This is a genomic window from Limnoraphis robusta CS-951 (assembly GCF_000972705.2).
The window spans coordinates 1-25,576 of the sequence record NZ_LATL02000068.1 but is presented as its reverse complement, the minus strand read 5'-3'; the positions used below and the strand labels follow the sequence as shown (position 1 = coordinate 25,576).

19 protein-coding genes are annotated in these 25,576 nt (G+C 39.6%); 10 read left to right on the top strand and 9 right to left on the bottom strand.

The window, feature by feature from the left end; all coding sequences use genetic code 11:
- Complete coding sequence (locus tag WN50_RS05625) at positions 1-1,155, top strand: EH signature domain-containing protein (RefSeq protein ID WP_049558346.1); 1,155 nt, start codon at positions 1-3, stop codon at positions 1,153-1,155.
- Positions 1,124-1,468, top strand: a complete 345-nt coding sequence (locus WN50_RS05620; protein WP_049558343.1) for a hypothetical protein — start codon at positions 1,124-1,126, stop codon at positions 1,466-1,468. The genes WN50_RS05625 and WN50_RS05620 overlap by 32 nt, the downstream gene beginning before the upstream one ends.
- Positions 1,469-1,803: 335 nt before the next feature.
- On the opposite strand, the gene WN50_RS05615 is transcribed toward WN50_RS05620, so the two are convergent.
- On the bottom strand, positions 1,804-2,316 hold the full coding sequence (locus WN50_RS05615) for an ARC6/PARC6 family protein (RefSeq protein ID WP_046276840.1): 513 nt from the start codon (positions 2,314-2,316) through the stop codon (positions 1,804-1,806).
- A 124-nt stretch (positions 2,317-2,440) separates the two neighbouring features.
- On the opposite strand from WN50_RS05615, the gene WN50_RS05610 reads away from it, so the two are divergent.
- Positions 2,441-3,040 carry a DJ-1/PfpI family protein gene (locus tag WN50_RS05610; RefSeq protein ID WP_046276839.1) on the top strand — a complete coding sequence of 200 codons (600 nt, stop codon included), beginning with the start codon at positions 2,441-2,443 and terminating at the stop codon, positions 3,038-3,040.
- A 135-nt stretch (positions 3,041-3,175) separates the two neighbouring features.
- On the opposite strand, the gene WN50_RS05605 is transcribed toward WN50_RS05610, so the two are convergent.
- Both WN50_RS05605 and WN50_RS05600 read right to left on the bottom strand, forming a co-directional pair.
- On the bottom strand, positions 3,176-4,024 hold the full coding sequence (locus WN50_RS05605) for a DUF547 domain-containing protein (protein WP_046276838.1): 849 nt from the start codon (positions 4,022-4,024) through the stop codon (positions 3,176-3,178).
- Entirely contained in the window at positions 4,017-6,134 is a 2,118-nt protein-coding gene (locus tag WN50_RS05600) for a glycosyltransferase family 2 protein (RefSeq protein WP_049558364.1), read from the bottom strand. Before WN50_RS05600 ends, WN50_RS05605 begins: the two co-directional genes overlap by 8 nt.
- A gap of 197 nt (positions 6,135-6,331) precedes the next feature.
- On the opposite strand from WN50_RS05600, the gene WN50_RS05595 reads away from it, so the two are divergent.
- Positions 6,332-7,540: a glycosyltransferase gene (locus WN50_RS05595; RefSeq protein WP_046276837.1), complete on the top strand. Its 1,209-nt coding sequence runs from the start codon at positions 6,332-6,334 to the stop codon at positions 7,538-7,540.
- 162 nt (positions 7,541-7,702) lie between these two features.
- Complete coding sequence (locus WN50_RS05590) at positions 7,703-10,777, top strand: ATP-binding protein (protein WP_235440845.1); 3,075 nt, start codon at positions 7,703-7,705, stop codon at positions 10,775-10,777.
- Here WN50_RS05590 and WN50_RS05585 read toward each other — a convergent pair.
- The 4 genes from WN50_RS05585 to WN50_RS05575 form a co-directional block, all read right to left on the bottom strand.
- A complete protein-coding gene (locus WN50_RS05585; RefSeq protein WP_046276835.1) occupies positions 10,774-11,634 on the bottom strand; it encodes a Tab2/Atab2 family RNA-binding protein in 861 nt (286 codons plus the stop codon). The genes WN50_RS05590 and WN50_RS05585 overlap by 4 nt on opposite strands.
- Positions 11,635-11,727: 93 nt before the next feature.
- Positions 11,728-11,904, bottom strand: coding sequence for a hypothetical protein (locus tag WN50_RS35155; protein ID WP_200906214.1), 177 nt, complete (start codon positions 11,902-11,904; stop codon positions 11,728-11,730).
- Positions 11,905-11,977: 73 nt separating this feature from the next.
- Complete coding sequence (locus WN50_RS05580; protein ID WP_046276834.1) at positions 11,978-12,571, bottom strand: hypothetical protein; 594 nt, start codon at positions 12,569-12,571, stop codon at positions 11,978-11,980.
- Positions 12,572-12,602: 31 nt separating this feature from the next.
- Positions 12,603-13,274: a hypothetical protein gene (locus WN50_RS05575; protein ID WP_046276833.1), complete on the bottom strand. Its 672-nt coding sequence runs from the start codon at positions 13,272-13,274 to the stop codon at positions 12,603-12,605.
- A 243-nt stretch (positions 13,275-13,517) separates the two neighbouring features.
- Here WN50_RS05575 and smpB point away from each other — a divergent pair, with 243 nt between their 5' ends.
- Together smpB and fumC are read left to right on the top strand one after the other, a co-directional pair.
- Positions 13,518-13,985: an SsrA-binding protein SmpB gene (smpB, locus tag WN50_RS05570; protein WP_046276832.1), complete on the top strand. Its 468-nt coding sequence runs from the start codon at positions 13,518-13,520 to the stop codon at positions 13,983-13,985.
- A gap of 150 nt (positions 13,986-14,135) precedes the next feature.
- Positions 14,136-15,548, top strand: a complete 1,413-nt coding sequence (gene fumC, locus WN50_RS05565; protein ID WP_046276831.1) for a class II fumarate hydratase — start codon at positions 14,136-14,138, stop codon at positions 15,546-15,548.
- Here fumC and WN50_RS05560 read toward each other — a convergent pair.
- Positions 15,545-15,898, bottom strand: coding sequence for a hypothetical protein (locus tag WN50_RS05560; protein ID WP_046276830.1), 354 nt, complete (start codon positions 15,896-15,898; stop codon positions 15,545-15,547). The two genes, fumC and WN50_RS05560, sit on opposite strands and share 4 nt — an antisense overlap.
- Before the next feature lie 312 nt (positions 15,899-16,210).
- The gene (locus WN50_RS05555) at positions 16,211-17,611 is read right to left on the bottom strand and encodes a HEAT repeat domain-containing protein (RefSeq protein WP_049558338.1); all 1,401 of its coding nucleotides are present in this window, start codon (positions 17,609-17,611) and stop codon (positions 16,211-16,213) included.
- A gap of 243 nt (positions 17,612-17,854) precedes the next feature.
- On the opposite strand from WN50_RS05555, the gene WN50_RS05550 reads away from it, so the two are divergent.
- From WN50_RS05550 to WN50_RS05540, 3 genes are read left to right on the top strand one after another with little or no spacing between them, the layout of a single operon-like run.
- A complete protein-coding gene (locus tag WN50_RS05550; protein ID WP_046276829.1) occupies positions 17,855-21,073 on the top strand; it encodes a hypothetical protein in 3,219 nt (1,072 codons plus the stop codon).
- Complete coding sequence (locus WN50_RS05545) at positions 21,070-24,936, top strand: helicase C-terminal domain-containing protein (protein ID WP_046276828.1); 3,867 nt, start codon at positions 21,070-21,072, stop codon at positions 24,934-24,936. Before WN50_RS05550 ends, WN50_RS05545 begins: the two co-directional genes overlap by 4 nt.
- A gap of 21 nt (positions 24,937-24,957) precedes the next feature.
- A complete protein-coding gene (locus tag WN50_RS05540) occupies positions 24,958-25,251 on the top strand; it encodes an acylphosphatase (RefSeq protein WP_046276827.1) in 294 nt (97 codons plus the stop codon).
- Positions 25,252-25,576 lie beyond the last annotated feature (325 nt).

The window sequence follows — 25,576 nt, the reverse complement described above, 5'->3', positions numbered from 1 at the left end:
ATGACTGTTGAATTTAGCTCCATCAAAATTCCATCAAATCAACCTGATGAAACCCCGAATAAACTGCATTTAGTGAGTAAAATTTCACCTAAATTTTCTCTGAATTTACCTCGTTTTGAAACTTCATTACTTCGTTTTATAGATGAGATTATTGCTGATCTAGAAAGTCAAAATATAGATAAACTCACAAAAATAGAATGGATTTATTATCTCTGGATACAAACTCAATGGGAACATGAGTATCCAGAAAAAAGTAAAAAAATATCACAAATTATTTGGCAAGGGATTAGTGAAGATTTCTTGTTAGCAGATTGGTTAAAACAGCTACTTTTTTGGCGAATTGGACTTTATTACCAAAGCAAAAAAGAGTTAGTAACATCACAAAATATCCCGTTTCCAGTGATTGCTGAAAGTTTAATTACAGCATTTCTAGACTGGAGTTTAACTGCGACGTCTGGAGATGCTTTATCCATACAAATCCTCAAAACCATTTCTCAAGGTGAAATTGATTATGAGATCGCAAACTTAAGCTGGAAATATGGAAAAACACCTCAAGAACTCCTTGAAAAAGCGCAATTACCTGTTTCCCTTCCTGTCATTGAACTCACGCTGAATTGTGTGGGTCAAATTTTTGTTAAAAATAATGTTTCTGATCGTTCGGGTGTGGAATGGATGCTGCGATGTCTCCAACAGATGTCGCCTCAACAAAAACTTGCAACTGTTGAAATATTACTCACACAAATTTCAGATGACGTTTTAAAAAATCACCGTCCCAAGTTGATTGAATGGCTAAAAGATGAATATTCAACTCAACTCGATCAACTGTCTGAACCCGCTCAAAATAGTCTCAACCGTTGGATCGGTGCGCTGAATTATCATTATATTCAGAGATTGATTGACTTAATTTTAAGATTTTTACAACCGACAGAATTTGACAGAAAACAGTTAGAAGAACGACAGAATTTTTGGGGAAATTATAGTGACAGTATTCGGCGAGTTCGTCTACTCTTACCCCAAAGTTCTTTTGATCGCCTGGGTTATCAACGGGGTGATTTATCTTGTGATATTTTCAAAACCTGTCCCAACGAAACTGAAGTGATCATCTTAGATTTCGGGATATTTTGTGATAGAATTTTTGCAGGGAGTTGGCTGTGAAGCTCGGTTAATTCCTAAAAATAAAGAACATGAACGAGTGCTTTTTAACTTAAAACAACCGACGATTCAACACCTGCGAAAACTAGGGGGTGACATTCACGATCATGTTGTTTTTTGGCAAAGTTCCTGTGAAAGGTGGTTAGCCGCAAAGAAAATTTATCCGAATGCAGATGTTCAATGTTTTCAAGGAATGTTGCAATACTATGGGAAATATGACCGGAAAACAGGACTGCGCCCCCCCGAACCCAATAAACAAAAAGAACGAGATTTACAGTTAAAACAGTGGCAAAAAGACTTGAAAACGTTAGCGTAATTGTGAGATACTATTAGATAGTATTAAGGTTTAAATTGCAGAAATTGAGTGTTAATTTGTCGATGAACTTCGGTTTGATTGGGGTTATAACCCACAAGAATAACATTTCCCTGTTCATCTCGTATCTAACCTCTAGCGGGAACGATCTCTAAACTGGAAATCGGTACCAAACAGCAGTTTAGCCACAAAAGATTGAAGCTAGAGATCTTCCCAATAACAATCAATAATATTTAAGCTGATCAAACATCTACAATCAAGCCAAAAATATGGAATGGCTCAAGATATCGTCTTATTTTCCATTCAAAGCACCCCAAAAAGTAGTTGGAAAACTGACTTTAGTTAATGACTTGAAAATCAGCGATCTTCCAAATTCCATCCCAACACTCTAATTTATAGCGGATGCGCTTTGTATTAAAGCTACTATCTTGAACTTTCCCATTCTGATAAAAGGTTGTATCTTCAGTAACTTGAACTTCAAGAGTTGCTTTGTTTCCAGATACAGCAAACTGTTCTACTGTTTCTAGTTTCTGTACACCATATTCATAATAACCATCATTTGTGATCAAAAAATTAATCGCTTTTAACGTGTCTCGATACAATGCGCCTGTGGTAAATTGTTCTAAAGTTCTACGGTCAAAAGGGGGAGCAAAAATGCGGGATTTTGCCTCTAACCATCGACTCACTAAATCTGCCGCTCCTCCCAAACTTAGAGAGGGATTTTGAGCAATTAAAATCGAGTTTTGGGGGGTAGAATCATCCGGTTGTTGCATCGGTGAAATTTCGGCAACAATCGGTTCAGTCCAAGCCAACGGTAGCAACAAGGTTAGGGTTAAAATTCTCAGTTTCATCGCTTTTCACCAATCAGTAGTCATTCCCAAGCTGAAAACCAGTTAAAGTTTACTACAAATCCCCACGACAAATTTCGGCAATTCATGCTAAGAATAAATCAGCCCTAGATTGTAGAGGTTTAACATGGCTGGAAAACAAATTTTAATGCTAGTCGGTGACTTCGTTGAAGACTACGAGTGTATGGTTCCCTTCCAGGCGTTACAGATGGTCGGTCATACAGTTCATGCGGTTTGTCCCAAGAAGAAAGAAGGGGAAACGGTTCGGACAGCAGTTCACGACTTTGAAGGGGATCAAACCTACAGCGAAAAACCGGGTCATAACTTCACATTAAACGCAACTTTTGATCAAATTAATGTTGAGAATTACGATGCTTTGGTGATTCCGGGTGGACGCGCCCCCGAATATATTCGCCTCAATCAACAAGTAATAGAAATGGTACAACATTTTGCCAATAAAAATAAACCGATTGCAGCAATTTGTCATGGCGCTCAACTGTTAGCCGCAGCCAATGTCATTCAAGGAAAACGTTGTTCAGCTTATCCGGCTTGTAGTCCTGATGTCAAATTAGCAGGCGGAGAATATGTTGAGATTCCAGTGGATGAAGCAATTGTTGATGGTAATTTAGTTACCGCACCTGCATGGCCGGCTCATCCCCGTTGGTTGGCGGAATTTCTGAAAGTATTAGGCACAAAAATAGAACATCGAGAATTAACAACTGTGTAATGATTTGACTTCATGTAGGGTGCATCAGAAAATAGAATAAATTAGCCTATGATTAACTTTCTAATCTGATGTACCCTACCAAAATCTATCAAATCTAAACTAAGTTTAATGGTCGTTCAACCTAACCTACAGTGTTTATTTATCATTGAGTGACCAGTCATAATCAAGGTATTTAATTTGATATTTGCCGTTGATTAAATACTTGTTTTCTGATTCCTCTAGATATTGACTGACAAAGTTTAAAACAGCACGTTCTTTATCGCTTCCAGTAAACTTGTCTTGAGCCTTGAAACTCGGGATAAAATCTTCACCAAACCATTTAAAGATAGAGGAAAGGTAAACTTGATTGTTTTGTTTGTCGATTTGAAAATTTTGGTTGAGAGCGATAAATTTACGGGTTTGTTCGTCGAGTTGTTCGTCTAGTTTGTCTCCGGTGTAGGGTTCTTGAAGTAATAACGGACAACCAATAGAAGCACAAACTAATCCCATGTGTATGCGGGGTTCGTTAAATTGGACGCGCAATATTTTATGTTCAATTTCGTCTAATGTCACCTCTTTTCCCATGACGTTAAACTGAAGTTTTGTCCAAACTCCTGGAATGTCACGAATACTTTTCGTAGGATAGTTTTCAATAATAGCTAGTAAAGTTAATGAGTTATAAGCATTAATCCAAAACGCAATTTTTTCTTTTTCTGTCCAGTTTTCAAAGCTTTGGGGAGAAAGAGTCGCTAAAGACGCATTAAATTTATCCAAATTTTGACGATTTTCTTTTAATGCTTTGTAGTTAACATTTCCATTCTCATCGACATAGGTAGAGAGAATTTGTTGATAATTTTGATAACTAAAGGGTTCAGTTGCAGCTAAAGTTACGTTAGACTCGGTTGAGTTTTCACTGTTGAGATTTAACGGTGTGGTTTCAGTCGCACAACTGGAGATTAAAAAGAGGACTGGAATGAGTAGAGTTAAAGCTTTAAAGTTATTCATGGTTTTGAGTCGATGTTAAATTGGATTGAGATGATTTGGATTGAATAGATGTATTTTGTTTGAACAGATGAGGTTTAAACACCATCCACAAACAGCCAAAAACAAAAGGAAGCCACATAAAAAGTCGTTCGTTTAATGTTAAGTACCAACTCAAGTCTCCTAATGCTTTACGGTGTTGTAAGATAAAATAAACAAATGCTGAAATACTCACTAAACGAGTCCCTAAGTTACGGCTGACAACCGCAAAGGGAACCAGCCAGGTAAAGTACCAAGCATGAATAATAGGAGAGAAAATCAGTAAAGAAATCAGATAAAATTCCGAGAGATAGAGGAAGTTTTCAGACGGAGAGGATAAGCAGGAAGTTAGCTTATATTTTTGATTCTTAAAGTACCACAGTCCCCCAATTATTGCTAAAGTTAGCGGGATTAAATAAATGGAGTTTGTTTGAGTTTCTGGTTGCCAAACTAAATGGAGAAGAAAGGGAAAAAATTCAGCACTGCGTCCATTATTCACAAAACTTGAACCGAGGGGAATGACAGGACAGCCAGAAGTTGAACAGAAAGAAATTGCACTGAAGATAAAGGGTAAACTTCCTAAGAATAAAACCATTACAGCAGATTTAAACCGAGGAAACTGTAACCCAGCTAATAAACCCAAAAGGGGTAAAGACATCCATTTTATGGCAATACTAATCCCAATTAAAACAGAACTCCAACTACGGTTTTTGTAGTCATACATCAAACAGCCTGCTACTAAAGGAAGAATAAACAAACTATCATAGTGAGCGCCTCCCGCAAATGAATAAATAATTAAAGGATTCCAAGCATACAGCAGTGTTTTTGCATAGCCAAACCGACGACTGAGAAGCCAACAGATGGCTAAATCTGCGCCAATAAATGCTAGTTGAAATAGAATAACAGAAGGAGAAATGGCTGCTAATATCCGAAATCCTAACTGAGTTAAAGGGGGATAAATTGCCGCATGATCAAGATGATTAATTAGTGACCACCAAGCGGTATGATAGGGAATAAGTTCGGGTGCGTTGGGTGGCAAAAGATAGGGATTAAATCCGAGGTTTTGAATGTAGCCTTCCCAAAGATATCGCCAGACATCATCACCGGGATACATCGGTAATAATAACAGTCGAGAAAGAATTGCGATCGCCCAAAACCAAATTCTAGAAATATGTTCAATTCCCCAACTGAAAATAAACCCCAGACTCATTATTATAATCCCAATCCAAAATTGAGGAACCGCCCCAACTTCGCGAAAGTCTCCATGAGGAATAATCCAAATACTACCGAGTATTAACAGTAGAGAACTTAAGCCCGTCATCAACGGAGTATTTACTTTTAATTGTTCATTATTTGCATTTTTAAACAGATGTTTAAGATATAATTTTCCCAGGGTTGTAAGAATAATTGTTCCGGCTTTAAAACTTCCTGAGAATGTCCCCGAAATTTTAGATCTTCCCCCTTGACGACGGTGATAATTAACCGGAATTTCCCGAATCGTCAAACCCAATTCTACCGCCCTCGCTTGCATTTCTACCGTCCAACCAAAGCCCCGATCTTGCATTTGAATAGATTCTAAAGCGGAACGACGAATTAATCGCAAGGGGCCTAAATCATAATAACGATAACCCCAACCGAAATGAATCAGAAATGTCGCCAGTCCATTTCCAAAGTTTTGAACCGGAGTCATCGCCGCCCGTCCTTGAGAGGTAGCCCGACGGTTTCCTAAAAGAAAATCAGTGGTTTTATCCGTAAAAAATAGGGATAACTCGCTGAGATCATCGCTACCATCGCCATCACAAAATAGAATCCATTCAATGTGAGAAGGAAGCTGTTGGAGTCCTCGCCAACAAGCACGACCATAACCCGCTTGAGGTTCAATCACAACCTCTGCACCAGCCTGTTTCGCTTCTGCTACACTGTTATCAATACTGCCATTATCAACCACTCGAATCTGAGTTAAATTCAACTGTTTCAAGGACTTAATAACCATTGCAATTGTGGCTTCTTCATTCAGAACCGGGATAATCACGAGAACCTGATCTAAATCCAGCGAATTGTGATGATCTTCAGGTAAGTTAAGAGGTTGATTCACAGTGAGTCTAAGCTGCACAAATTTATGCTAAATTAAAATGAATTACAGTTTTCATTTAAGATGAGTCAGATGAGTTTTACCTGAGAAACAGTTTAACTTTAACTGAGTCAGCTAGTTGACAAATTCATTTTTTTATGTAGTGCCTTAACAATCAAGCGACTGTATCACTTAATTTTAATCACAAATTCTTAAAGTTTATGGGACAAGGAAATTACGAACGTCTGCGCCAATATTTTCACAATCCGAATGTGAATAAACCTCTTGAAGAAATTTATGCCGATTTGGATGCTTACACCTATGAAATTTTTGAAAATCAACCCGAACGCTTCAATACCATCAGTTTTTTTGTGGTTTTACCTCCCGTTCGATACGAAGGACGGTTAATTAAAGGTTTTTATTTGAGTGAATCCGTCGATTTGTTGAATAAAGTCTTACCGCAACTGTCAGAATATTTTTTTGCTCATGCTTATTCAATGTATGCGGCTTTTCCCTGGTCAAATACTGCTGATTCCTACTCTTCTCTTTATGATAATCCTCATCGCAATGCTTGGTTTTGTAAAACCTATCCTGAACGAGCTAAAAAAATTATGATTTCTTGTTATGACTCAGATTTTATCAATGAATATGTGATCGCTCCTAAACCTGTTGCTCAAAAAGATATTGATGTGTTGTGTGTTTCTCGATTATCAGCAGAAAAAAATCTTCCGATGATCGCTAAAGCGTTGAAAATTTATCATCAGAAGTATGGAAAAAAAATCAAGATGACTTTGATTCCGGGTTTTCAAAATTTTCAAGGAATTGATAAACTGGATTCTCATGCTCGCCATGAATGGCAACAAATTGAAGCGATATTAGGTGATCCATTTGAATATATTGATTTAGTTCCTCGGGCTGAGTATTATAAAGAAATGCCTGTTTATTATTCTCGGTCAAAAGTTGGTGTTTTAGGTTCTCTTTTAGAAGGAAAAAATCGCTTTCTCAGTGAGGCGATGAGTTGTAATGTTCCGGTAATTTGTTTTCAGGAGTTTAACCAATATGTGCGGGGTCAAGATGGCGCATTTCCTGAAGGAGCGGGTCTATATGCGAAGTTCGAGCCTGAATCTTTAGCGGATACGATTCATACAGTCCTAGAACATCCAACCGCCTTTAAACCTCGCCTAGCCTATCTTAAACATCGGGGACGTAAGAATTTTATGAACACCTGTTTAGATAGCTATTCCTACTATCAAGAAAACGTTCCTGATTATCTTTCTGGACAAGTGTTTAACAATCTATGGCTAGATTTAGCAGTTCAACAAAATTATCAGATTAGTTTGTCTGATTTTCTCTACGGACGTTCCGATAAATCCCACATCCGGGGATTAGTCAGCATCTATAAAATACTCAATCAATGGCTAAATTTATAAGAGTTTTATCTTCACAAAGCTCTCGTAAAAATTAGCCTAATACAATTATTAAACATTCCACTTTTAGACCTGATAAATTTTTTCGATATGGTCACTCCTAGAATTTTGTCTCTCAACTCTCTCATTAGTAAACTGTTCGGTCAAGTTTCCTTACGAACGCTTTTGACCGTTCCATTTGTATTGCAAATGTTAGCCATTGTCGGACTGACGGGATATCTTTCCTGGCTGAATGGAGAAAAAGCAGTGAATAAACTGGTGAATCAGTTACAGGATGAAGTCAGCGATCGCATTGAACAAAAGCTTTATTCTTTTCTAGAAACGCCTAAACTGGTGACTGAAATTAATGAAAAAGCTGTTCTATCTGGAGAGTTAGATTTACAAAATACTTCAGAACTACAGCGTCGAATTTTGCAACAAATACAGATTTTTGATACCGTTAATTTTATTCAGTTTGGAACAGCTCAGGGAAATTATATGGGAATTGCTCGTCATCAAGATAAATTTTTAAGCATTGATATTAAAGATCAAACTACAAAGGGATTAATCTACACTTATGCTATAGACGAGCAAGGAAAGTTAGGAAAACGGTTAAAAGCATCGACAATTCCCTACAATCCTGTCGTTCGTCCTTGGTATCAAGCCGCTCTTAAAGCAGGTAAACAGACCTGGACAGAGATCTATAATGGGTTTGATAATACGGGTTTAAGTTTAACGTTTGTGCATCCAATTAAGAATAATCAAAATCAAATTATTGGCGTCACGGGTGCTGATGTCAGCTTTCAAGAGTTTAATGAATTTCTCCGTCAACAAAAAATTGGCAAATATGGAAAAATCTTTATTATTGATCGTCAGGGATTTTTAATTGCTTCTTCGACTTTAGAAGACGTTTTTACCCTCCAGGATAATAAAGCTGTACAAATGAAAGCAGCGAATAGTGGTGACTCTTTGATTACCGCTACAGTTGAACATTTAGTTAAAAACTTTAATGATTTCAATAAGATTAAAAGTCCTCATCAACTGAAGTTTATTCACAAAGGAAAAGAAGAATTTCTTCAAGTTGTTCCCTTTACCGATGAGTTTGGTTTGAATTGGTTGATTGTTGTCGTAGTTCCTGAAGCGGATTTTATGGAACAAATTCAGGCTAATACTCGAACCACAATTTTACTGTGTTTGGGTGCATTAGGAATTGCGATTACTCTTGGAATGATCACCAGTCGTCAACTGACTCAACCGATTATTCAACTGAGTAAAGTCGCTCAGGGGTTATCCGGTGGAAACTGGAATCAAACTCTTGAAAATAATCCGGTTAAAGAATTTAATATTTTAGCGACTGCATTTAACCAAATGAGTCAACAGCTTCAGAAATCTTATCATAAACTTGAACAATATTCTCACAATTTAGAACAAAAAGTAACTGAAAACACTCACCAACTTAAGCAGTCTGAACAAAAATTTTCAAAAGCTTTTCGCAATACACCAAATCCGATTATTATCAATCGCCTGAGTGATCGCAGTTATTTTGATGTCAATGAAAGCTTTTGTCAGTTAACAGGTTATAGTCACGAAGAAATATTAGGTAAAAACTCGTTAAATCTCAATCTCTGGGTGAGTCAAGAAGACTATGATAAATTTTATCAAACTCTAGCAGAACAGGGCGAACTTCGCAACTATGAACTTGATTTTCGCACGAAATCTGGAGAGATCAGAACGGCATTATTATCGGCGGATTTTATTGAGATAAATGGCGAACAATATCTTCTATCTACCAGTAATGATATCACGGATCGCAAACAGGTTGAAGCTCAGTTACAAGCTCAAAACATCGAGTTAGAAACCGCTCGAAAAAATGCCGATGCAGCAAACCGAGCCAAAAGTACATTTCTCGCCAATATGAGTCACGAATTGAGAACCCCCCTGAATGCCATTTTAGGGTTCAGTCAACTGATGGCTAAAAATCCCATCTTTGCGACAGCCTCTAAAGAATTAGAAATTATTAACCGCAGTGGAGAACATCTTCTGAGTTTAATTAATGATCTTCTCGATTTATCTAAAATAGAAGCCGGAAAAATTGCTCTTGATGAAAAATCCTTTGATTTATACTTCCTGCTAGAGACTTTAGAAGAAATGCTCAAAATCAGAGCCGAGGCTAAACAGATTAAACTATTTTTTGAACGTTATGATATTCCTCAATATATCAAAGCAGATGAAAAAAAATTGCGACAAGTTCTAATTAATCTGATCGGAAATGCGATTAAATTCACCGACAAAGGAAGTGTAACACTGCGAGTGAGAAGTCAGAATTTCCAACAACCCAACACCCTAATTTTTGAAGTCGAAGATACGGGAGCCGGAATCGCACCGGAAGAAATTGATCAATTATTTGATGCTTTTGTACAAACGTCTGCCGGAAGACAATCTCAACAAGGAACAGGCTTAGGCTTATCTATTAGTCGAAAATTTATTCAACTGATGGGAGGCGATATTTCAGTCAGTAGCCAGTTAGGAAAAGGAAGCCTATTTCAATTTAATATTCAACTCAAAACCGTTAAAGCCGATGAAGTTGTCATCCCAAAACCCAAAAACAAAGTGATTGCTCTTGCAGCAGATCAACCCCAATATCGAATTTTAGTCGTTGATGAAATCCCCGAAAATCGCTTATTAGTTCGTCAACTTTTACAACCTTTAGGATTTAACGTTTTTGAAGCGGAAAATGGTTTAGAAGCCATCACCCAATGGGAACAATATTCTCCCCATTTAATCTGGATGGATATCCGAATGCCTGTCATGGATGGTTATCAAGCCACTCAACATATTAAAGCTAAACCCGCAGGAAAAAATACGATTATTATTGCTTTAACGGCGAGTGCTTTATCTCAGGATGAACAGGCAATATTTGCCGCCGGATGTGATGATATTCTTCACAAACCCTTTCAACCCCTAGAACTGTTAGAAAAAATCGCTACTCATTTAGGTGTTCGATATATTTATGAAACGCCTGATATTACCTCTCAGTCGTCTGTTTCTCTAGTGGAGATCACACCCGAAACCTTAAAGATTATGCCTCTAGAATGGCTCGAACAATTGCATCAAGCAGCAGTCCGAGGGGATGACGCTTGGATGAATAATTTGATCACTCAAATCCCTGAATCTCATGCTGAACTCGCCGCAACTTTAACAACAATAATTGAAGATTTTAGGTTTGATAAAATTACGGCGATCACTGAACATTTAGTCTAAAAATTCAGTTCTTGCAACATCCAAAGTCCGGCAAAAGACTCAGAATTGGGGTCAGACTGAACTGCTAGAAAATGAACATTTTTAGCATTCCGTTTCGCTTCTTCAAACTGTTCAGCTTCCCCTTGAGTTGCCGCATCAGTTAAATTCGCTAAAATCCAACTGTCATTTTCTCCCGTTTCCAACAACAAACTGGGACGATCACTTTTATCCAATCGTAAATAAGCCAATTCTAAACCCGACATCCAAGCCGCTAACGGTGTCGCCCGTGACGAATACACAATTAAACCCGGAATTAGTGTTTCTTCGCTCAAACCCACCATCGGCAAACCAAACGCTTCACCAAAACCAATATCCCATTCCGACATATCTTTAAACGCACTGGCTTCTAAACTCACAAATGCCCATTTATCTCCCTGCAAAGCATCCGGTAAACGCTGCGGTGGAGAGGGCGAAAATTGCACCGAAGGACTACTCGTTTCCTGATAGTTGGGTAAGCTTGGATAAAATTGATCCATGCGTTCTTGTAACCATTGAAACAAGGCATAAGTACGCCGACTCGCCGCCGCCGGAATCGACAATTCTTTACAGGCTTTTAAAATCATATTCGCCATCGGACGCCGAAAAAAACGAATTCGTTGCGGAGGTTCAGAGGCTTTTTCTATTGCTTCTTGAATGGCTCCCTGCAACCAAATTGAATTCACTTCGGTACTGGGGCAAAATTGAGTATAGCGAAATAATGACTCGGCGCGATCGCTAATTTCTAAGGGAGTCTGACAAATTACAACTTCCCAAACCTTTTTACCTTCTTCATCGCGCAGTGGACGGCTATAAAAGTCCAGTTCCCAAATCGTTCCCATTTTGGCTTACAGTGCTTGCTTGCGATCAGACTACCGTGTTATTATATCGGTCTTCGTTACCGTCAGGCTTGAAGAAATGGGTTTTGGTATCGGTTAAGGTATCGGCGCGGGAACAGGTTGCGGTATCGGCGCGGGAACAGGTTGCGGTATCGGCGCGGGAACGGGTTGCGGTATCGGCGCGGGAACGGGTTGCGGTATCGGCGCGGGAACGGGTTGGGGCGCAGGTGCCGGAACAGGTGGGGGTGTGGGTATCTGAATTAAATGAATCATTATGCTAAAAATGTAGATGAAATTTTCAATGAAACTCTACTTTTTAGTAGAGATATAAAAGAGGGCTAGCATCTTAACGACTAAGGGCAAAAACCTCTTGTAATAGCCAACTGGGATAAGCACGAGAATGAGCAAGATTAAAGGCGGTTTCGGGATAGGTTTTCGTGACTTGGCTGACCATTTCTTCAAAATGAGTTTTTCCCTGGGTCGGGGTTTCTTCCATTTCAAACCCTAAACTCCACCAAAATTGATGCTCATCAAATTGGAGTTGAGTCAGTTCACAAGCCACACCGTTATAATCACGTTGGGAACGCTTTTTCCTAACAGGAACCACAGGTTGATCAGCCGCTTCTAAAGCTTGAATAAAATTTGAGGGAATCGATTCTTGATAACTCCATTTTTGCCAGCGTTCGACTCGACCTTGCCAACCCTTCTCCGCAAACGAATAAATTCCCAGTTCAGTTTGACGCCATTTTAATTCAAGCTTGCCTTGACGCAGTTTTAGATTTAGGCTTTCACACCCTGGCGTATAAAAATATTGATCTTGACGCTCCTCGGGAGGGCTGGAAAGTTCGCCCGGACAAGCCGTTGTAAACCATTTTTCGATCACTTGTGGAATTTTACCCGACTCAAACCAGCGAACTTCCAGCGTTAAAAGCGTTTGCATTCTTTCTATCCCCGTCTAAAAATTCGATTCATTAGTACGCAAAAATAGTACCGTCTTCTTGAATACGAATTGTTAGCTGACTTGCGCTTGAGTTGCCTTCTTCTTCCAAAGAAAAACTGACTTCTCCATCTTCAGAAACCTGGTTTTTAATATCGATAAGTCCACTATCTTCTCGTTGAACTGTAATGGTTATAGGTAAAGGTAAATTCAAAAGTTCTGCTTCATTTCCTCCGGAAAGCAATCGATCATTTGTCTGTCCGATGACTTGATAAGTAATGTTGGCATTGGTATCATTATTTAAAGTAACATTAACCGTACTACCATTGACGTTAATATTGCCCATCGTTCTCATTTGATCAGCAGGCATTGGCGGTTGAATGACACCGACTCGACCCGGACGGTTATATTGTCGATTATCTTGTCGAGTGTTAGTATTCATCTCCCTCTGGCGACTATTGGTTTCTGTCTCTAATTCTTCCTCGATATCAACTTCTTGAGTGTAATCATTTGCAGGACATCCAGGCGGAACTCTAACCATGCTATTCAAAGGCTCTTGATAAAAGTCATCAAAGCAATAATCAGGTTTTTCCGCAGGTTGAGCAGAGGCTACTTTAGGGATAAAAGGCAAACCTAACAGTAAACTTCCGCAGATTGCACCCAGCAGTTTTGTATTTTTAAGATATTGTAATTGTTCGTGAATCATAAATCCTCCTAATATTGCCTTTGACCAAGCCGATTCTCTATTCTTTTGATTTAATCCTGCCTGAATCGCTGTAAACGCTATACTTATAAGATAGAAGTATTACGTGATTGATTTCATCCCCTCTTAGAGAGAATTTGGGTATCGTCGCTAATATTTTCTAGACAAAGGTTGTAGTTCTCTCGGAGGGTACCACTCTCTGGAGATAGATTTGAAGAATTGATCTAAGATTAAGGTGTGATTGATATGAGTAAAAATGACAGTGAAGGGCGTAAAATTATCATCGATAACCGCAAAGCCCGCCATCTCTATGAACTGTTAGAATTCTACCAAGCTGGAATCGAACTTCAAGGAACAGAAGTGAAATCGATTCGTGGAGGGCGGGTGAATATGCAGGATGGTTTTGCTTTAATTCGCAATGGGGAAGCCTGGCTGCTTAATATTCACATTTCACCCTATGAAACGAGCGCTTATTTTAACCACGAACCTCGCCGGACTCGTAAGTTATTATTACATCGTCGAGAAATTAATAAGCTTGTCGGTTTAGTTGAACAAAAAGGATTGACTTTAGTTCCGACTAAAATGTACTTTAAAAACGGATTAGTTAAAGTCGAGATTGCGGTTGGACGCGGTAAGAAACTGCACGATAAACGAGAATCCATTAAAGAACGCGATGATCAACGAACAATGGCACGAGCAATGAAACAATATTAAAATCCCAAATTTAGTAGGGGCAATTGATAAATTGCCCTGTTGAATGCAGCATTTCTAGATTTCAGATTCTCTTAATCGTCTCTTGACCCCGTTTTATGATAAAAAATAAAACTAGCCATTATTAAGCACGTCTTCGGAGCAATAGGAATAATGAACCCTGAAAACGCTACAAATTCAATTCGAGTCGAACGGGATAGCATGGGAGAAATCGAAGTTCCTGCGACTCGTTACTGGGGGGCGCAAACACAGCGATCGCTTCGTTATTTTTCCATCGGAAATGATTATATTCCATCCGAAGTTATTAATGCTTTTTGTATCCTCAAAAAAGCGGCGGCTTTAGCCAACCAAAACTTAGGAAAACTTCCAGAAGATAAAGCAAAACTAATCCAACAAGCCGCCCAAGATGTGATCGAAGGAAAATTAGAGGGGAATTTTCCCTTGCGGGTTTGGATGACTGGAAGCGGGACTCAATGTAATATGAACGTTAACGAAGTGATTGCCAACCGTGCGATAGAAATTGCCGGAGGAATAATGGGAAGTAAAACCCCAATTCATCCCAATGATCATGTGAATATGTCGCAATCTTCTAATGATACTTTCCCCACAGCAATGCACATCGCCGCCGCCATTGCCATTCATCAACGCCTCATTCCCAACGTTCAAAAAATGCGGGATGAACTGCAAGCAAAATCAGAAGAATTTGCCGATATTGTCAAAATTGGTCGTACCCATTTACAAGATGCAGTTCCCCTAACGTTAGGACAAGAATTCTCCGGTTATGTGGCACAACTTGATGCCAACTTAAAGCGAATAGAGAGTATTTTACCCGATTTATATGAATTAGCCATAGGAGGAACCGCAGTCGGAACGGGGTTAAATGCTGGGAAAGGATTTGCGGAAAAAACCGCTCAATATATTAGTGAAATCACCGAATTACCCTTTGTTTCTGCACCCAATAAATTTGCAGCAATGGCAGCCCATGATGCAATTGTGATGGCAAGCGGGGCGTTAAAAACCTTAGCCTGTTCACTGATGAAAATTGCTAACGATATTCGCTTTTTAGGGAGTGGGCCGCGTTGTGGTTTAGGAGAATTAATCTTACCCGAAAATGAACCCGGTTCCTCGATTATGCCCGGAAAAGTGAACCCCACCCAATGCGAAGCCATGACGATGGTAGCCGCTCAAGTCATGGGGTATGATACCGCGATTGGAATTGCTGGATCTCAAGGACATTTTGAGTTAAATGTCTTTAAACCGATGATGATTTTTAATCTCATTCAATCGATTAATATTTTAGCCGATAGCTGCAACAATTTTACCGATTTTCTGCTGGTAGATTTGCAACCTAATACCGAAAGAATCAATCAATATGTCGAACAATCGTTGATGTTAGTCACCGCATTAAACCCCAAAATAGGCTATGATAAAGCCGCAGAAGTTGCCCATATCGCCCACGAAAAAAACCTAACGTTAAAACAAGCTTGTTTGGAATTAGGTTATATTACAGCCGAAGAATTCGATCAAATTGTCGTTCCTCGTCAGATGGCTTATCCCGATGTTTAGTCCTTTTTAACCCGAGTTAAAATCTGTGAGAACAGACGTTTCAACCTTGCCCAAATCTTTTCAATATTGAGTACCAATACAGCCGCTACAATTAAAGCGGCTCCTTGAATCAGTTGTTTTTGTGTTTCCGAGAGTTGAACCTGTGCAAACCAAGTTTGAAAGATCAAGTCTAATTGTACACTTACAAAAGCAATAGCACCCCCCACAAACCACAAAGTTAGTAAGCCGATGAATAGAAAGATAATTTCAGAAAATGCTTCTTCTTTTCGGCCAGTCAAAATTTTTACCAACCAAGGAATTGTTATCATAAAAATCACAACCCAAAACAAGACAATTACGGAATTAGACATAAGATCATCATCAAAACGTTAATTTTTAGGGTTCTAAATCGGCTCACCTCATCTGTAACTCAAAATTTTGAGATTTTCCAAGCTCACCGATGTCATTCATTCTAGCGAGACTTTACCCCTTGCAATTAAGCCGAGCAAAAATATAATAAAGTAGGATAAAAAATTTCAACAATTGGGGGGGAAAGTTGATGACCGCAGAAACCCAAACACAAGGGAGTTCATCTACAGCAGTGAACAAGAACGTCAGCGAGCCGAACGACTCGCCGCACGATTACGAGAATTAGGGGAAAATCTAGATAAGATTTTCAGGGTTTATTTGTCTTCAGGATTGGGTTTTTGCAAAGATAGATTTTGAGGTTTTTCTTTTTGTTTGACGGGATAAGATTTAAATTTTTCTAACGCCACTGTTGCGGCTCGAACAACAGCATAGTTAGAATCCCGTAAAGCACGCTGTAAAAAGGGAATCACCTTTTCAGATTTAATCTCTCCTAACGCTTTTACCGCATCTTGACGAACTTGGGGATTAGAATCTTGACTCAGTTTTGCTAAAGTCGGAATAGCTTGTTGAATCTCCGTTCTTAAACCATTTGTAGAGGCAATTTTACCCAATGCAAGCGCTAACTGTTCACGAACTTGATCATTTTGGTGTTGAGCATAATTTAATAATTGCGGTACAGTTGAAAGTAAACCAGAATTTCCCCAATGATTAATCGTTTCAATGATATAAGTATTAACTGCTTCATTATTAGGTAAAGATGACGTTGGCACGTTTGCAGACATCGCCACAGATGTTGCTTCCTCGACTGTAGAAACATCCTCAATCGCTTCAGGTTCAACAATAGGATCAGCCATCACCATTTGTTGCGGTTGTTCTTCTACAATCGGTTCAGGCGCTGTTTCAACCGAAGGAATAACAGTCGATAACTCTGGGTTTGTTTGGGGATTCTCCTGCATCGAACGCACCAATTGATCCGTTCCCCGACGAATATTAACTCGATATTCCTGTTCTAAATTGGCGATCGCATTTTGAATTTGACTTTCTTGAGACGCTTCTAAATCCTGTCGCAATTGTGAAAGATCAGCCTGATGTTGTTCTTCTATAAAACCCATGCGACTTTGAATTTCTGCTTGAGTTGTTTCGTTTTCTTCGTTGAGTTGCTGAAGTTGAGTTCCGTATAAATTGATCGCTTCACCGATACCCTGAACTTGAGCCTTATTGACTTCTAACTGTTGGCTCATTTGTCCGAGTTGTGCTTCATAGACTTTGAGAGATTGGTTCATTTGTTGAACTTGCTGTTCACTGTCAGCTAACTGTTGATTCACTTCTCCCAGTTGCGTTTCATAGACGCTGAGAGATTGATTAACCTCATCGAGTTCTACATTTTGGACTTGAATTTGTTCAGTCAGTTGACGCCGCTCTGTTACTAATCTATCTCGCCAAGATTCATTCACCTCGTTGAGTTTTTGCTGATAATACTGTTCGGTTTCTTCACTCTGTTTTCTCAGGTTAGCTTCATACTCCAGTCGCAGAGATTGTACCGTTTCTTTGATCCGATTTTGATGATCTTTCTCTAGCTGTTCAACTTGTTGGCGAATTTGACTTTCATAGGCTCGTTTTTGAGTTTTTAGCCGTTTATCCCACCACCAAAAGCCAGCCCCTAAGCCAGCAAAAGCCGCAGCAATTAACATAAAAGCTAGATTGAGAATTTCCATATTTGCCTCCCGGTTTACAATAAGTCATTATAGTAATAATCTGGCATTCCTTTTGCATCAATTTATTCACCTAAACCGTTTTAACCCAAATAGAAGCAGCCATCCCCCTTCAAACCGCTAACTGATTGACAAATTATAAAAACTGTGATCTAATAAACTCTTAGGTTCCATTCTCTTGGGTTGGGTCAACTCAAGCAGGGTGAAGCTGTCTGAACAGGCAGAATTATCAGGAGACCCCAAACAATGAAAGATTCAAATCAGGGTGCGTCCCTACAGGCTTCACAGCAGCAAGCTTCCCTCGATCTTGCGCTTTTAGTTAGTTTGCTCGAAAAAGCGATCGCCGTCAATTCCCAGACGTCAAAACTTTCTGACAATCCTCAACAACGGCCTCTATTTTACTACGATCAAGACAAAAAACGATTGAGAATCTGCACGTCGGGCGTATTGTTGCGGCTATTCTCCCTAACAGAATTTAAAACCCAAGCGAGTAATTTTGTCAAGGATTTCGATCCCCCCGGATATGGCTTTGAGAGTCGCATTGGGGGTCAACTCAGCGAAGGAAATGAACAACAACTTCCCGACGCAGTTGATCGACTGCGAGAGAGCATTTTAGAAGCTTTAAAAAATGCTATTCCCCCTGATGTGAAGTTAGAAGATTTTCTAATAGATCAGGTGAAAGGGGAGTTAGAAAAACTAGCGAAACGGGTTAATGGATTTTTTCCGTCGGGAATTAATCAGGCTCATTTAATTCCTTTAGCTTTTGACGATCGCAGCCAAGCCAAAAGCGATCGCGGTGTTGAAGTTGCAAAAATTATTTCGGCGATAGAACGGATTGATAGTAGTAATTATTTTAAGCGAATGTGCGACGCGATAGCCCACGAACTCGAAACCAATCGAGATGCAGAAGAAGATGAAATCGAGGAAGCGATCGCCAGTTTAGAAGCCGAACATAAGCGAGTTCAAAGTCAAATTAAACGCTTTATCGAATTTCTCGATGATGAGGCTTTATCGCGGGTTCGTTTAAATATTACCATGAGAATTATGGAAGCGATCGCGAACAAAGCTAAAGACAGTAAAGATCCGAATAAACAACTTTTAGCAGAATATATTCAACGAATCAAGCACTTTGTTGAAATTGTCAAAAACCAAGGATTAACACTCAATCTCACCGCCAATTATGGCTCGATAGCGGAAATCAATTTTCTCGATTATATTAACAGTGCTAGATTCTTCTCTTGTCTGGCTGTTTGGCCAGAATGGAAAACCCAAATTTTTGAAAATAGACAGGCTAACTCAGACTCGACAGATAGTAATATTATTCGCGAAATTAGCTATCGTTTTCGGATAAATGGAAACAATCCAGAGCGAGGACAATCAGCCTTTATCGCCCGCTTAGAGAAAATCCAAGAAGATTTATTACAAGCGGAGAATCCCTCACGCTATCGGCTCAGAAATTGCTTCGCGGAACTCTTTTTTCTGTCCGTTGTTGTTCCGAGTAATAACAATAGATTGCCCCAAGAAGTCGTGCTTCGAGGAATGGAAGCACTGGTCAATAAAATTGAAGATATCCCCCGAGAAAAAATCGATGACTTTATTCAAGAACTGATTGCTCGTGAGAGTTCAATGAATAAAATAGCAACGGCTTTAATCAGCATTCTCAAAAGCAAAGGGGAGCAAATTATCTCAGAGGTTTACCGTCAAACCGCCACGCAATTTATTTGTTTAAAAAAGGGAATTGTAGATTGGAATAGACTGGAAGGAGCAGAACCCGGAATCCCTGATTTCTTAGTCAGGTCAAGCTCACCAGAGCAGGATAAAATCGCTTGGTTACAACAAATCGAAATCGCCGAAAATCCGTCATCGATTCCCAATCTTCTGTTTTCAATTAAAGTAGAGACTCAATTATTAGAACGAAATTTAGTGACCATCAAAGATAAGGAAACATCTCTAAAGATTCAACGGTGTTTACCGGAAAAGTTATTACAGGTGATTTTTGTTCCTTATGAATGGGAAGCCGAGGAACCAGACAAAAAAGATCAGAGTAAACCGGAAACAGCGAAGCAAAATCAACTCAAAAAATACAAACCTTGTCCAATTGCTATTGCAGCCCGTGACTGGGCTTTACCCAAAGCCATTCAAATTGAATACGAAACCCGAACATTACAGAGAAGCAATAAAAAGCAACAACAACAGGATGAAGCAAAGCAACGACATTCAGCAGCAGTAACCGCCTTTGCCGTTTTGGTTTATACTTGTTTGTGGTGTATCGTTAAACAACTCAAAGACATCGAAAACTTATCCTTTACAACCTCAATTCTCAGACTCCAACAAAGCCAAGAAGATGATGAGAAAAGCGGTGAACAATATATCTATGCTGCGACTCAAGCCCTAGAGTCCTTATTAGCTCAAGATAATCCCACACGAATGCAGGGGCTAGTCTTACAAAACTTGGAAAAAGACAATGCAACCTATGTAAAAAAAGGAGTATTCACCGCCTTATTGAGTGCATTTCCCATCGCCATTTCTACCCCAGAAAAACCCGCAGTCTCAAAACTGGGTTTAATTTCCTATAAAAGCCGTCCGTGCGATGAAAGCCCAAAAAATCCGCAGAAAAATGATATAATTTTAAGTCAAAGTTACATCGCCACCGCTATCGAAAACCCCCTGATTGGCTACGAACTCAAAGCCGGACGAACCCAATCTGATATTGTTTCTACAGAAGAAGAACTCCGGGAACAACGACTCATTAAAGAAGAAGTCGCCTATCTAGAAAAACAAGGCTGTGAACATATTATTTTATTAGGTCACAGTTACCGCAGTCGTCGGATTAACAAAACAGCCGATTATAACACCCCTTTAGCGGATAAAAACTTCCTGCAAACACTTTACCAAGAGTTCCCAAATTTAACCATATATACCCTGCTGCGAGATGTGTTTCCCGGAACAAGAATGCGACCACGCCAGAAGAATAGCGAAGCCGCTTTTGAAATTTTACGAGCCAGCGATCACACTTATTTTTCTGAGCAGATTGGAGAAATGGGATTGCGAGATATTATTCCGGTTTATAGCTTTGCAACGCTATTCGCGATAGAAACCACAGCTCAACAAAGACCACAATCGGGATTTTGTGTTTATTTTCTGCTCTCCGATTCTCGCCTGAGTAATATTAATTGGACGGAAAAATCGCGTCAACATTTAATCGATCCCGAACAAAATTCAACCGTTCATCCTTGCTTATTAACTGTACTGCGAGGACTCCATTTTATTGAAGCAGAACGGGGTGTACAGAATCAACAATTTATTCCCGTTCTTGACCCCTTTAGTTGGATTTCTCCGAATACCGTTGAAGCCGCAGGAGAAGTCAAAATTTTACACTCTCGTCGCCAAGGAAAAGTATTATTAAGTTATCCAGCGATACTCACTCGAATGGCTCAGGTACTTCGTCGGAGGACAAACCCATGAATAGTAATTTAGAACAAGCTTCAATTTGGGGGCGAGTTTTTGAAATCGCAGTTCAACGGGGTGTTATCGCCTATTTATTGGATTGTAAATTCTTAAACGAAGAACATCCCCAACTCGAACCTTGGCGAAAAGTTAAAATTAGTCAACTCAGCAAACACCTCATTCAAGCTTTAAAAGAAACACAAACTTTACCTGTTCACGATATTTATGTTGAAGAACGGATTCAAGAATATTTACGTCATTTATTGGTTTTAGGGTACGGTTTAGGCTGGACTAGCTTAAGAGAATGTCTGAATCATTATAAACCCTCTCGAACGATGAAATTAGAGGCGTTTTGGTGTCCTTTAACGTTACCGGGAGAAACGGATAACAGAGAGTTGGAACCCAAGAAAACGGCTGAGGAATTTCATCAAGCCTTTAACATTTTGGATTTGTTTGATCCGTTTTTAGTGACTCAGGGACAGCCAGGAAGAGCAGACTTTTTACTCTGGCTATCTCCCACAGAAGAACAACTCAAAAAACGTCAACCCCCACAGGATTTTATTCTCTGTTTTGAGTTTTCTTTTAACGCTCCTTTAGAATTAAAAGACTTTCGTTTAGAAACGGCTCATTGTCAAGAAATTAACCGTTATGCTCGTTATCTAGATGCGAGAGGAAGTTTTTCGCGGATCTGTGCAGAAGTTCAAGGCGATCAACTGCAAGTAAGTTCTAAATTAGAAAAACATCTTTTTGTATTTAGTGGGAAAGATAAACCCCTTTATAAATTATCTCAAGCGTCTTCCTATACCTATCAATTAGTTGATTTGCTGAAAAAGAAAAAACGGTTACAAAACTCTTGTCTGACGAGAGCAATGGCGATTACATCAAACGGGGTTGAAAGTTTATCTGCTCATTTTAATTCTGAGAATAATCCCCAAGTGAAGTTAATGAAATCTTTGGGAGAAGCTTATGAACATCTAATCAAGCATAAAGATCCAGAAAATTTTAACGCTGAAATTAAAGTCGTTTTTAATACACTTTTAAACTCTTTACCGCCTGCTTTAAAAAAGCAAGCAAAAAGATATTTTAAGCCAACTCACAGCTTTGATAAACATTTAAGCATGGATTTTAGTGAGACAGTTGAAGACTTCTTTAAACCCATGCAAACCTTTGACAGACAAGATATTTTAGAAGCGATTGAAGAAACAGAAAAGCTGCAAGCTTACTTTGAAACTTCTCCTCGTTCTGCGATTGAACCCTATTTAACTCAACCCAGTTTAACGCTTAGAGATGCTCATAAATCGGCGATCAAAGCGGGTTTAGATTCGGCAATATCTGGGCGATTAAATGTTATCGCTTTGGAAGGCAATCCGGGGATTGGGAAAACGGCTTCGGTTGTCTCTTTTCTGAAAGAACAAAGGGACGGATTTTTATTTTTATATGCGAGTCCCCGCGTGGTGATTAACCAAAATGTTACCCAAGATTTAGCCCAAGAACGGGGAGAAAAAACGGGAATATTAACAGTTACAACTAACTCTTTACTCATTAGTTCGGCTAAAACCTACTACGAGGAAAAAATAGCCCCTCAAGAACAAAAACCGAAAAAGATTGATGGTCTTGTTGTTGTCAATGGGGTTGATCATTTACAACATCCAGTCAAAAGTAGTATTCTTTTTATTAATCCCCAACAAGAAGAAGAGATTAATAATGATCTCGCCAGCATTCAACGCTATAAAAAATCAATTAATGAACGGGATGAGCTAGTGAATACGAAAATAAATCCTGGAGTTTTACGAACTCTAGCAACTGGAACTCGTCATTTATTAGAAAAAAATCCCCAAGTTCAACAGGTTGTTTTAACCGTAGCGACACAAGGTTATCGAAATTTAAGTCAAGGGACGACAATTGAAGCGTTAGGCAAGTTATTTCGCAACCGTGTTAATACTCAACCCGGAATTAATGAACGCCTAGAATTTGCCAAACGGGTTCCGACAATTATTGTAATGATCGATGAAGTGGCGGGGGATGGAGCCGGAGCATTATTTGTTGATGAAATCGCAAAATGGTTACAAGAACAGTTTATTCTACCTTTTAAAGATTCACCGTTTCGGGTTATTTTAATTGTTGCCGATGCGTCTTTAAGTAATGAAATTGTTCTCACGAATTTTCTGGAAGCCGGTAAGCGTGTTCCCGATAAAGTTTTGATTAGTCCCAGTCGGGGTAAAGAGGCGTTTCGGGTAACGGAAACTGAATTAAAAATTGGGGGAAATAAACACTCTGCCCTACATATTATGACCAACAGTTATCCGGCGACAGAATTAACGATTGATTATAGTATTCGTTTGTCGTTAATTACTCCCGAATTAACTTCCGATGGCAAGCCGCAAAGTATTAAATCAGCCATTCGTCAACAAAGTGAATCGGTTCTTTTAAATAATGCTTGGCAAGAAATCAACAAAGGGTTAAAAAATAACGCCCAACAAATTATATTTTTTGCTCAAGATAAGGCATTTTTACGCAAACTCAAGGGAATGTTAACCGAGGGAGATCAACAGTTATTTTCAAAAGATGATGTTCAAGTTATAGACCAAAGTGTTTTACCCCGTGAACGCCTGCGGTTAGTCACCGAACCCCAACGGGATAACGTGAAAGTCTTTTTAATGACATCTTCCGGGGCGAGGGGGGTTTCTTTTCCGAAAGCTGATTGGATTATTGCCTCTTTTCCCCGTTTTAGTGTAGAAGCTTCGCTGATGGAAATTGCCCAGTTAATTTATCGGGGGCGGGGACAATATACCCATCCAGAAACGGGTGAAAAATGCTCCGGTGAAAATATTCCTCGGCGGCTCGTTTTGCTGATTAATGACTTTTTTATTCCCAGTGAAACCGTCGATCAAGAGCGTCAATGGTTGCGGCAATCGAGCGATTTATTAACGTTATTATTAATGCTGCGTTCGACTATTTTGACTCGAATTAAAGGGGATGCGGGGCTGCGAAAACAACGGTTAGCTTTTGTTCCGGTTGGTCGCATTGGCGATGAGGAGTTAATTCAGTTAATCTCTGATGATATTCAACAGTTTTTGCAAGAAGCCAATGTTTTTGTGAACGATAGTAGTTATTCTTCTGAATTTAAGGGACTGGTGAAAAAGGGTCAACAGTTCGTAGAAGACTTGTTTAAAGATTTTAGATTATCAGGACGAACGACTAAAAAAGATCGGGTTTCCTACGCCAATTATCCGACGCTTGAAGCCTTAGTTAAAACAATTTCTCGCCCCTCAAGTCCCCTTTTACCGAAAGTCAATGATCCAACCCTTCAGATTCCCGATTATCTCACTTGTTTGGGGGCGTTTTGGTGGGAAGATTGGGGCGATCGCCAAATTCAAGAAAAATACAGTTTCTCCGAGTCTCAAGCCAAAATTCGCGAAGCAAGAAAGCAATTAATGGGGATATTACATCAAATAGGAGAGTGTCAAAAAATCCCGCGAAAACTGCGTGACCCCGCTCGCGATATCCATAAAATTTTACTTCGCGAAAATAACGCAGAGTGGCGGGAATATTCTATAATAGAAGAGATTAAATCCAACGATGTGATGATTGCCTTACCCCTGGATTATCCCCAATTTTGGAAACCCCCTTTCAATAGTGATGGGGTTGAAAGAAAACAGGAATTCGTTGACCCGGAAACCTGGCGAAATGCTTTGGGACGGACATTAACTCCCCAGGGATCTGTAATACCTATAATTGCCAAATACCAGGATTTTCCTTGGGCGGCTGTAGCTAGCCGACATTCGATTTCTTCGTTAGAATTAGCGTTTAATAACCGCTATTTTATGGCGTCTTCGGAGTTGAATTTACTCAACACCATTTTATTAGAAGATCCCGAATAAAGCGAATTAATTATGTCATTTATGCCAAACTCATCACCCTCATCAACTCAGCGTGTTCGTGTTTTCATCTCAGGGCGAGTTCAAGGGGTTGGCTTTCGCTATTCCACTCGCGAAGCGGCGATACAACGCAACGTTAAAGGTTGGGTAAGGAATTTATCAGATGGTCGGGTTGAAGCGGTGTTAGAAGGCTCACAAACCGATGTAGAATCAATGATTGAATGGTGTCATCAGGGGCCGCCCGGGGCCGTTGTCAAAGAGGTGAATGTCAGTCAGGAGTCTCCCGAAGGTTTACAACATTTTGAGATTTCCCGCTAACCAACCTTTGTAGGGGCGGGTTCCGAATAAATGTCTGTCTGTTATCAATAACCTGCATAAACCCGCCCTTTCCTCCTCACCAATGTTGTAGGGGCGGGTTCCGAATAAATGTCTGTCTGTTATCAATAACCTGCATAAACCCGCCCTTTCCTCCTCACCAATGTTGTAGGGGCGGGTTCCGAATAAATGTCTGTCTGTTATCAATAACCTGCATAAACCCGCCCTTTCCTCCTCACCAATGTTGTAGGGGCGGGTTCCGAATAAATGTCTGTCTGTTATCAATAACCTGCATAAACCCGCCCTTTCCTCCTCACCAATGTTGTAG

Bases quoted from the DNA above. Each gene is read 5' to 3' on its own strand.
- WN50_RS05625 (WP_049558346.1), top strand. From the start codon at position 1: ATGACTGTTGAATTTAGCTCCATCAAAATTCCATCAAATCAACCTGAT.
- WN50_RS05615 (WP_046276840.1), bottom strand. From the start codon at position 2,316: ATGAAACTGAGAATTTTAACCCTAACCTTGTTGCTACCGTTGGCTTGG.
- WN50_RS05610 (WP_046276839.1), top strand. From the start codon at position 2,441: ATGGCTGGAAAACAAATTTTAATGCTAGTCGGTGACTTCGTTGAAGAC.
- WN50_RS05605 (WP_046276838.1), bottom strand. From the start codon at position 4,024: ATGAATAACTTTAAAGCTTTAACTCTACTCATTCCAGTCCTCTTTTTA.
- WN50_RS05595 (WP_046276837.1), top strand. From the start codon at position 6,332: ATGGGACAAGGAAATTACGAACGTCTGCGCCAATATTTTCACAATCCG.
- WN50_RS05585 (WP_046276835.1), bottom strand. From the start codon at position 11,634: ATGGGAACGATTTGGGAACTGGACTTTTATAGCCGTCCACTGCGCGAT.
- WN50_RS35155 (WP_200906214.1), bottom strand. From the start codon at position 11,904: ATGATTCATTTAATTCAGATACCCACACCCCCACCTGTTCCGGCACCT.
- WN50_RS05580 (WP_046276834.1), bottom strand. From the start codon at position 12,571: ATGCAAACGCTTTTAACGCTGGAAGTTCGCTGGTTTGAGTCGGGTAAA.
- WN50_RS05575 (WP_046276833.1), bottom strand. From the start codon at position 13,274: ATGATTCACGAACAATTACAATATCTTAAAAATACAAAACTGCTGGGT.
- smpB (WP_046276832.1), top strand. From the start codon at position 13,518: ATGAGTAAAAATGACAGTGAAGGGCGTAAAATTATCATCGATAACCGC.
- fumC (WP_046276831.1), top strand. From the start codon at position 14,136: ATGAACCCTGAAAACGCTACAAATTCAATTCGAGTCGAACGGGATAGC.
- WN50_RS05560 (WP_046276830.1), bottom strand. From the start codon at position 15,898: ATGTCTAATTCCGTAATTGTCTTGTTTTGGGTTGTGATTTTTATGATA.
- WN50_RS05555 (WP_049558338.1), bottom strand. From the start codon at position 17,611: ATGGAAATTCTCAATCTAGCTTTTATGTTAATTGCTGCGGCTTTTGCT.
- WN50_RS05550 (WP_046276829.1), top strand. From the start codon at position 17,855: ATGAAAGATTCAAATCAGGGTGCGTCCCTACAGGCTTCACAGCAGCAA.
- WN50_RS05545 (WP_046276828.1), top strand. From the start codon at position 21,070: ATGAATAGTAATTTAGAACAAGCTTCAATTTGGGGGCGAGTTTTTGAA.
- WN50_RS05540 (WP_046276827.1), top strand. From the start codon at position 24,958: ATGCCAAACTCATCACCCTCATCAACTCAGCGTGTTCGTGTTTTCATC.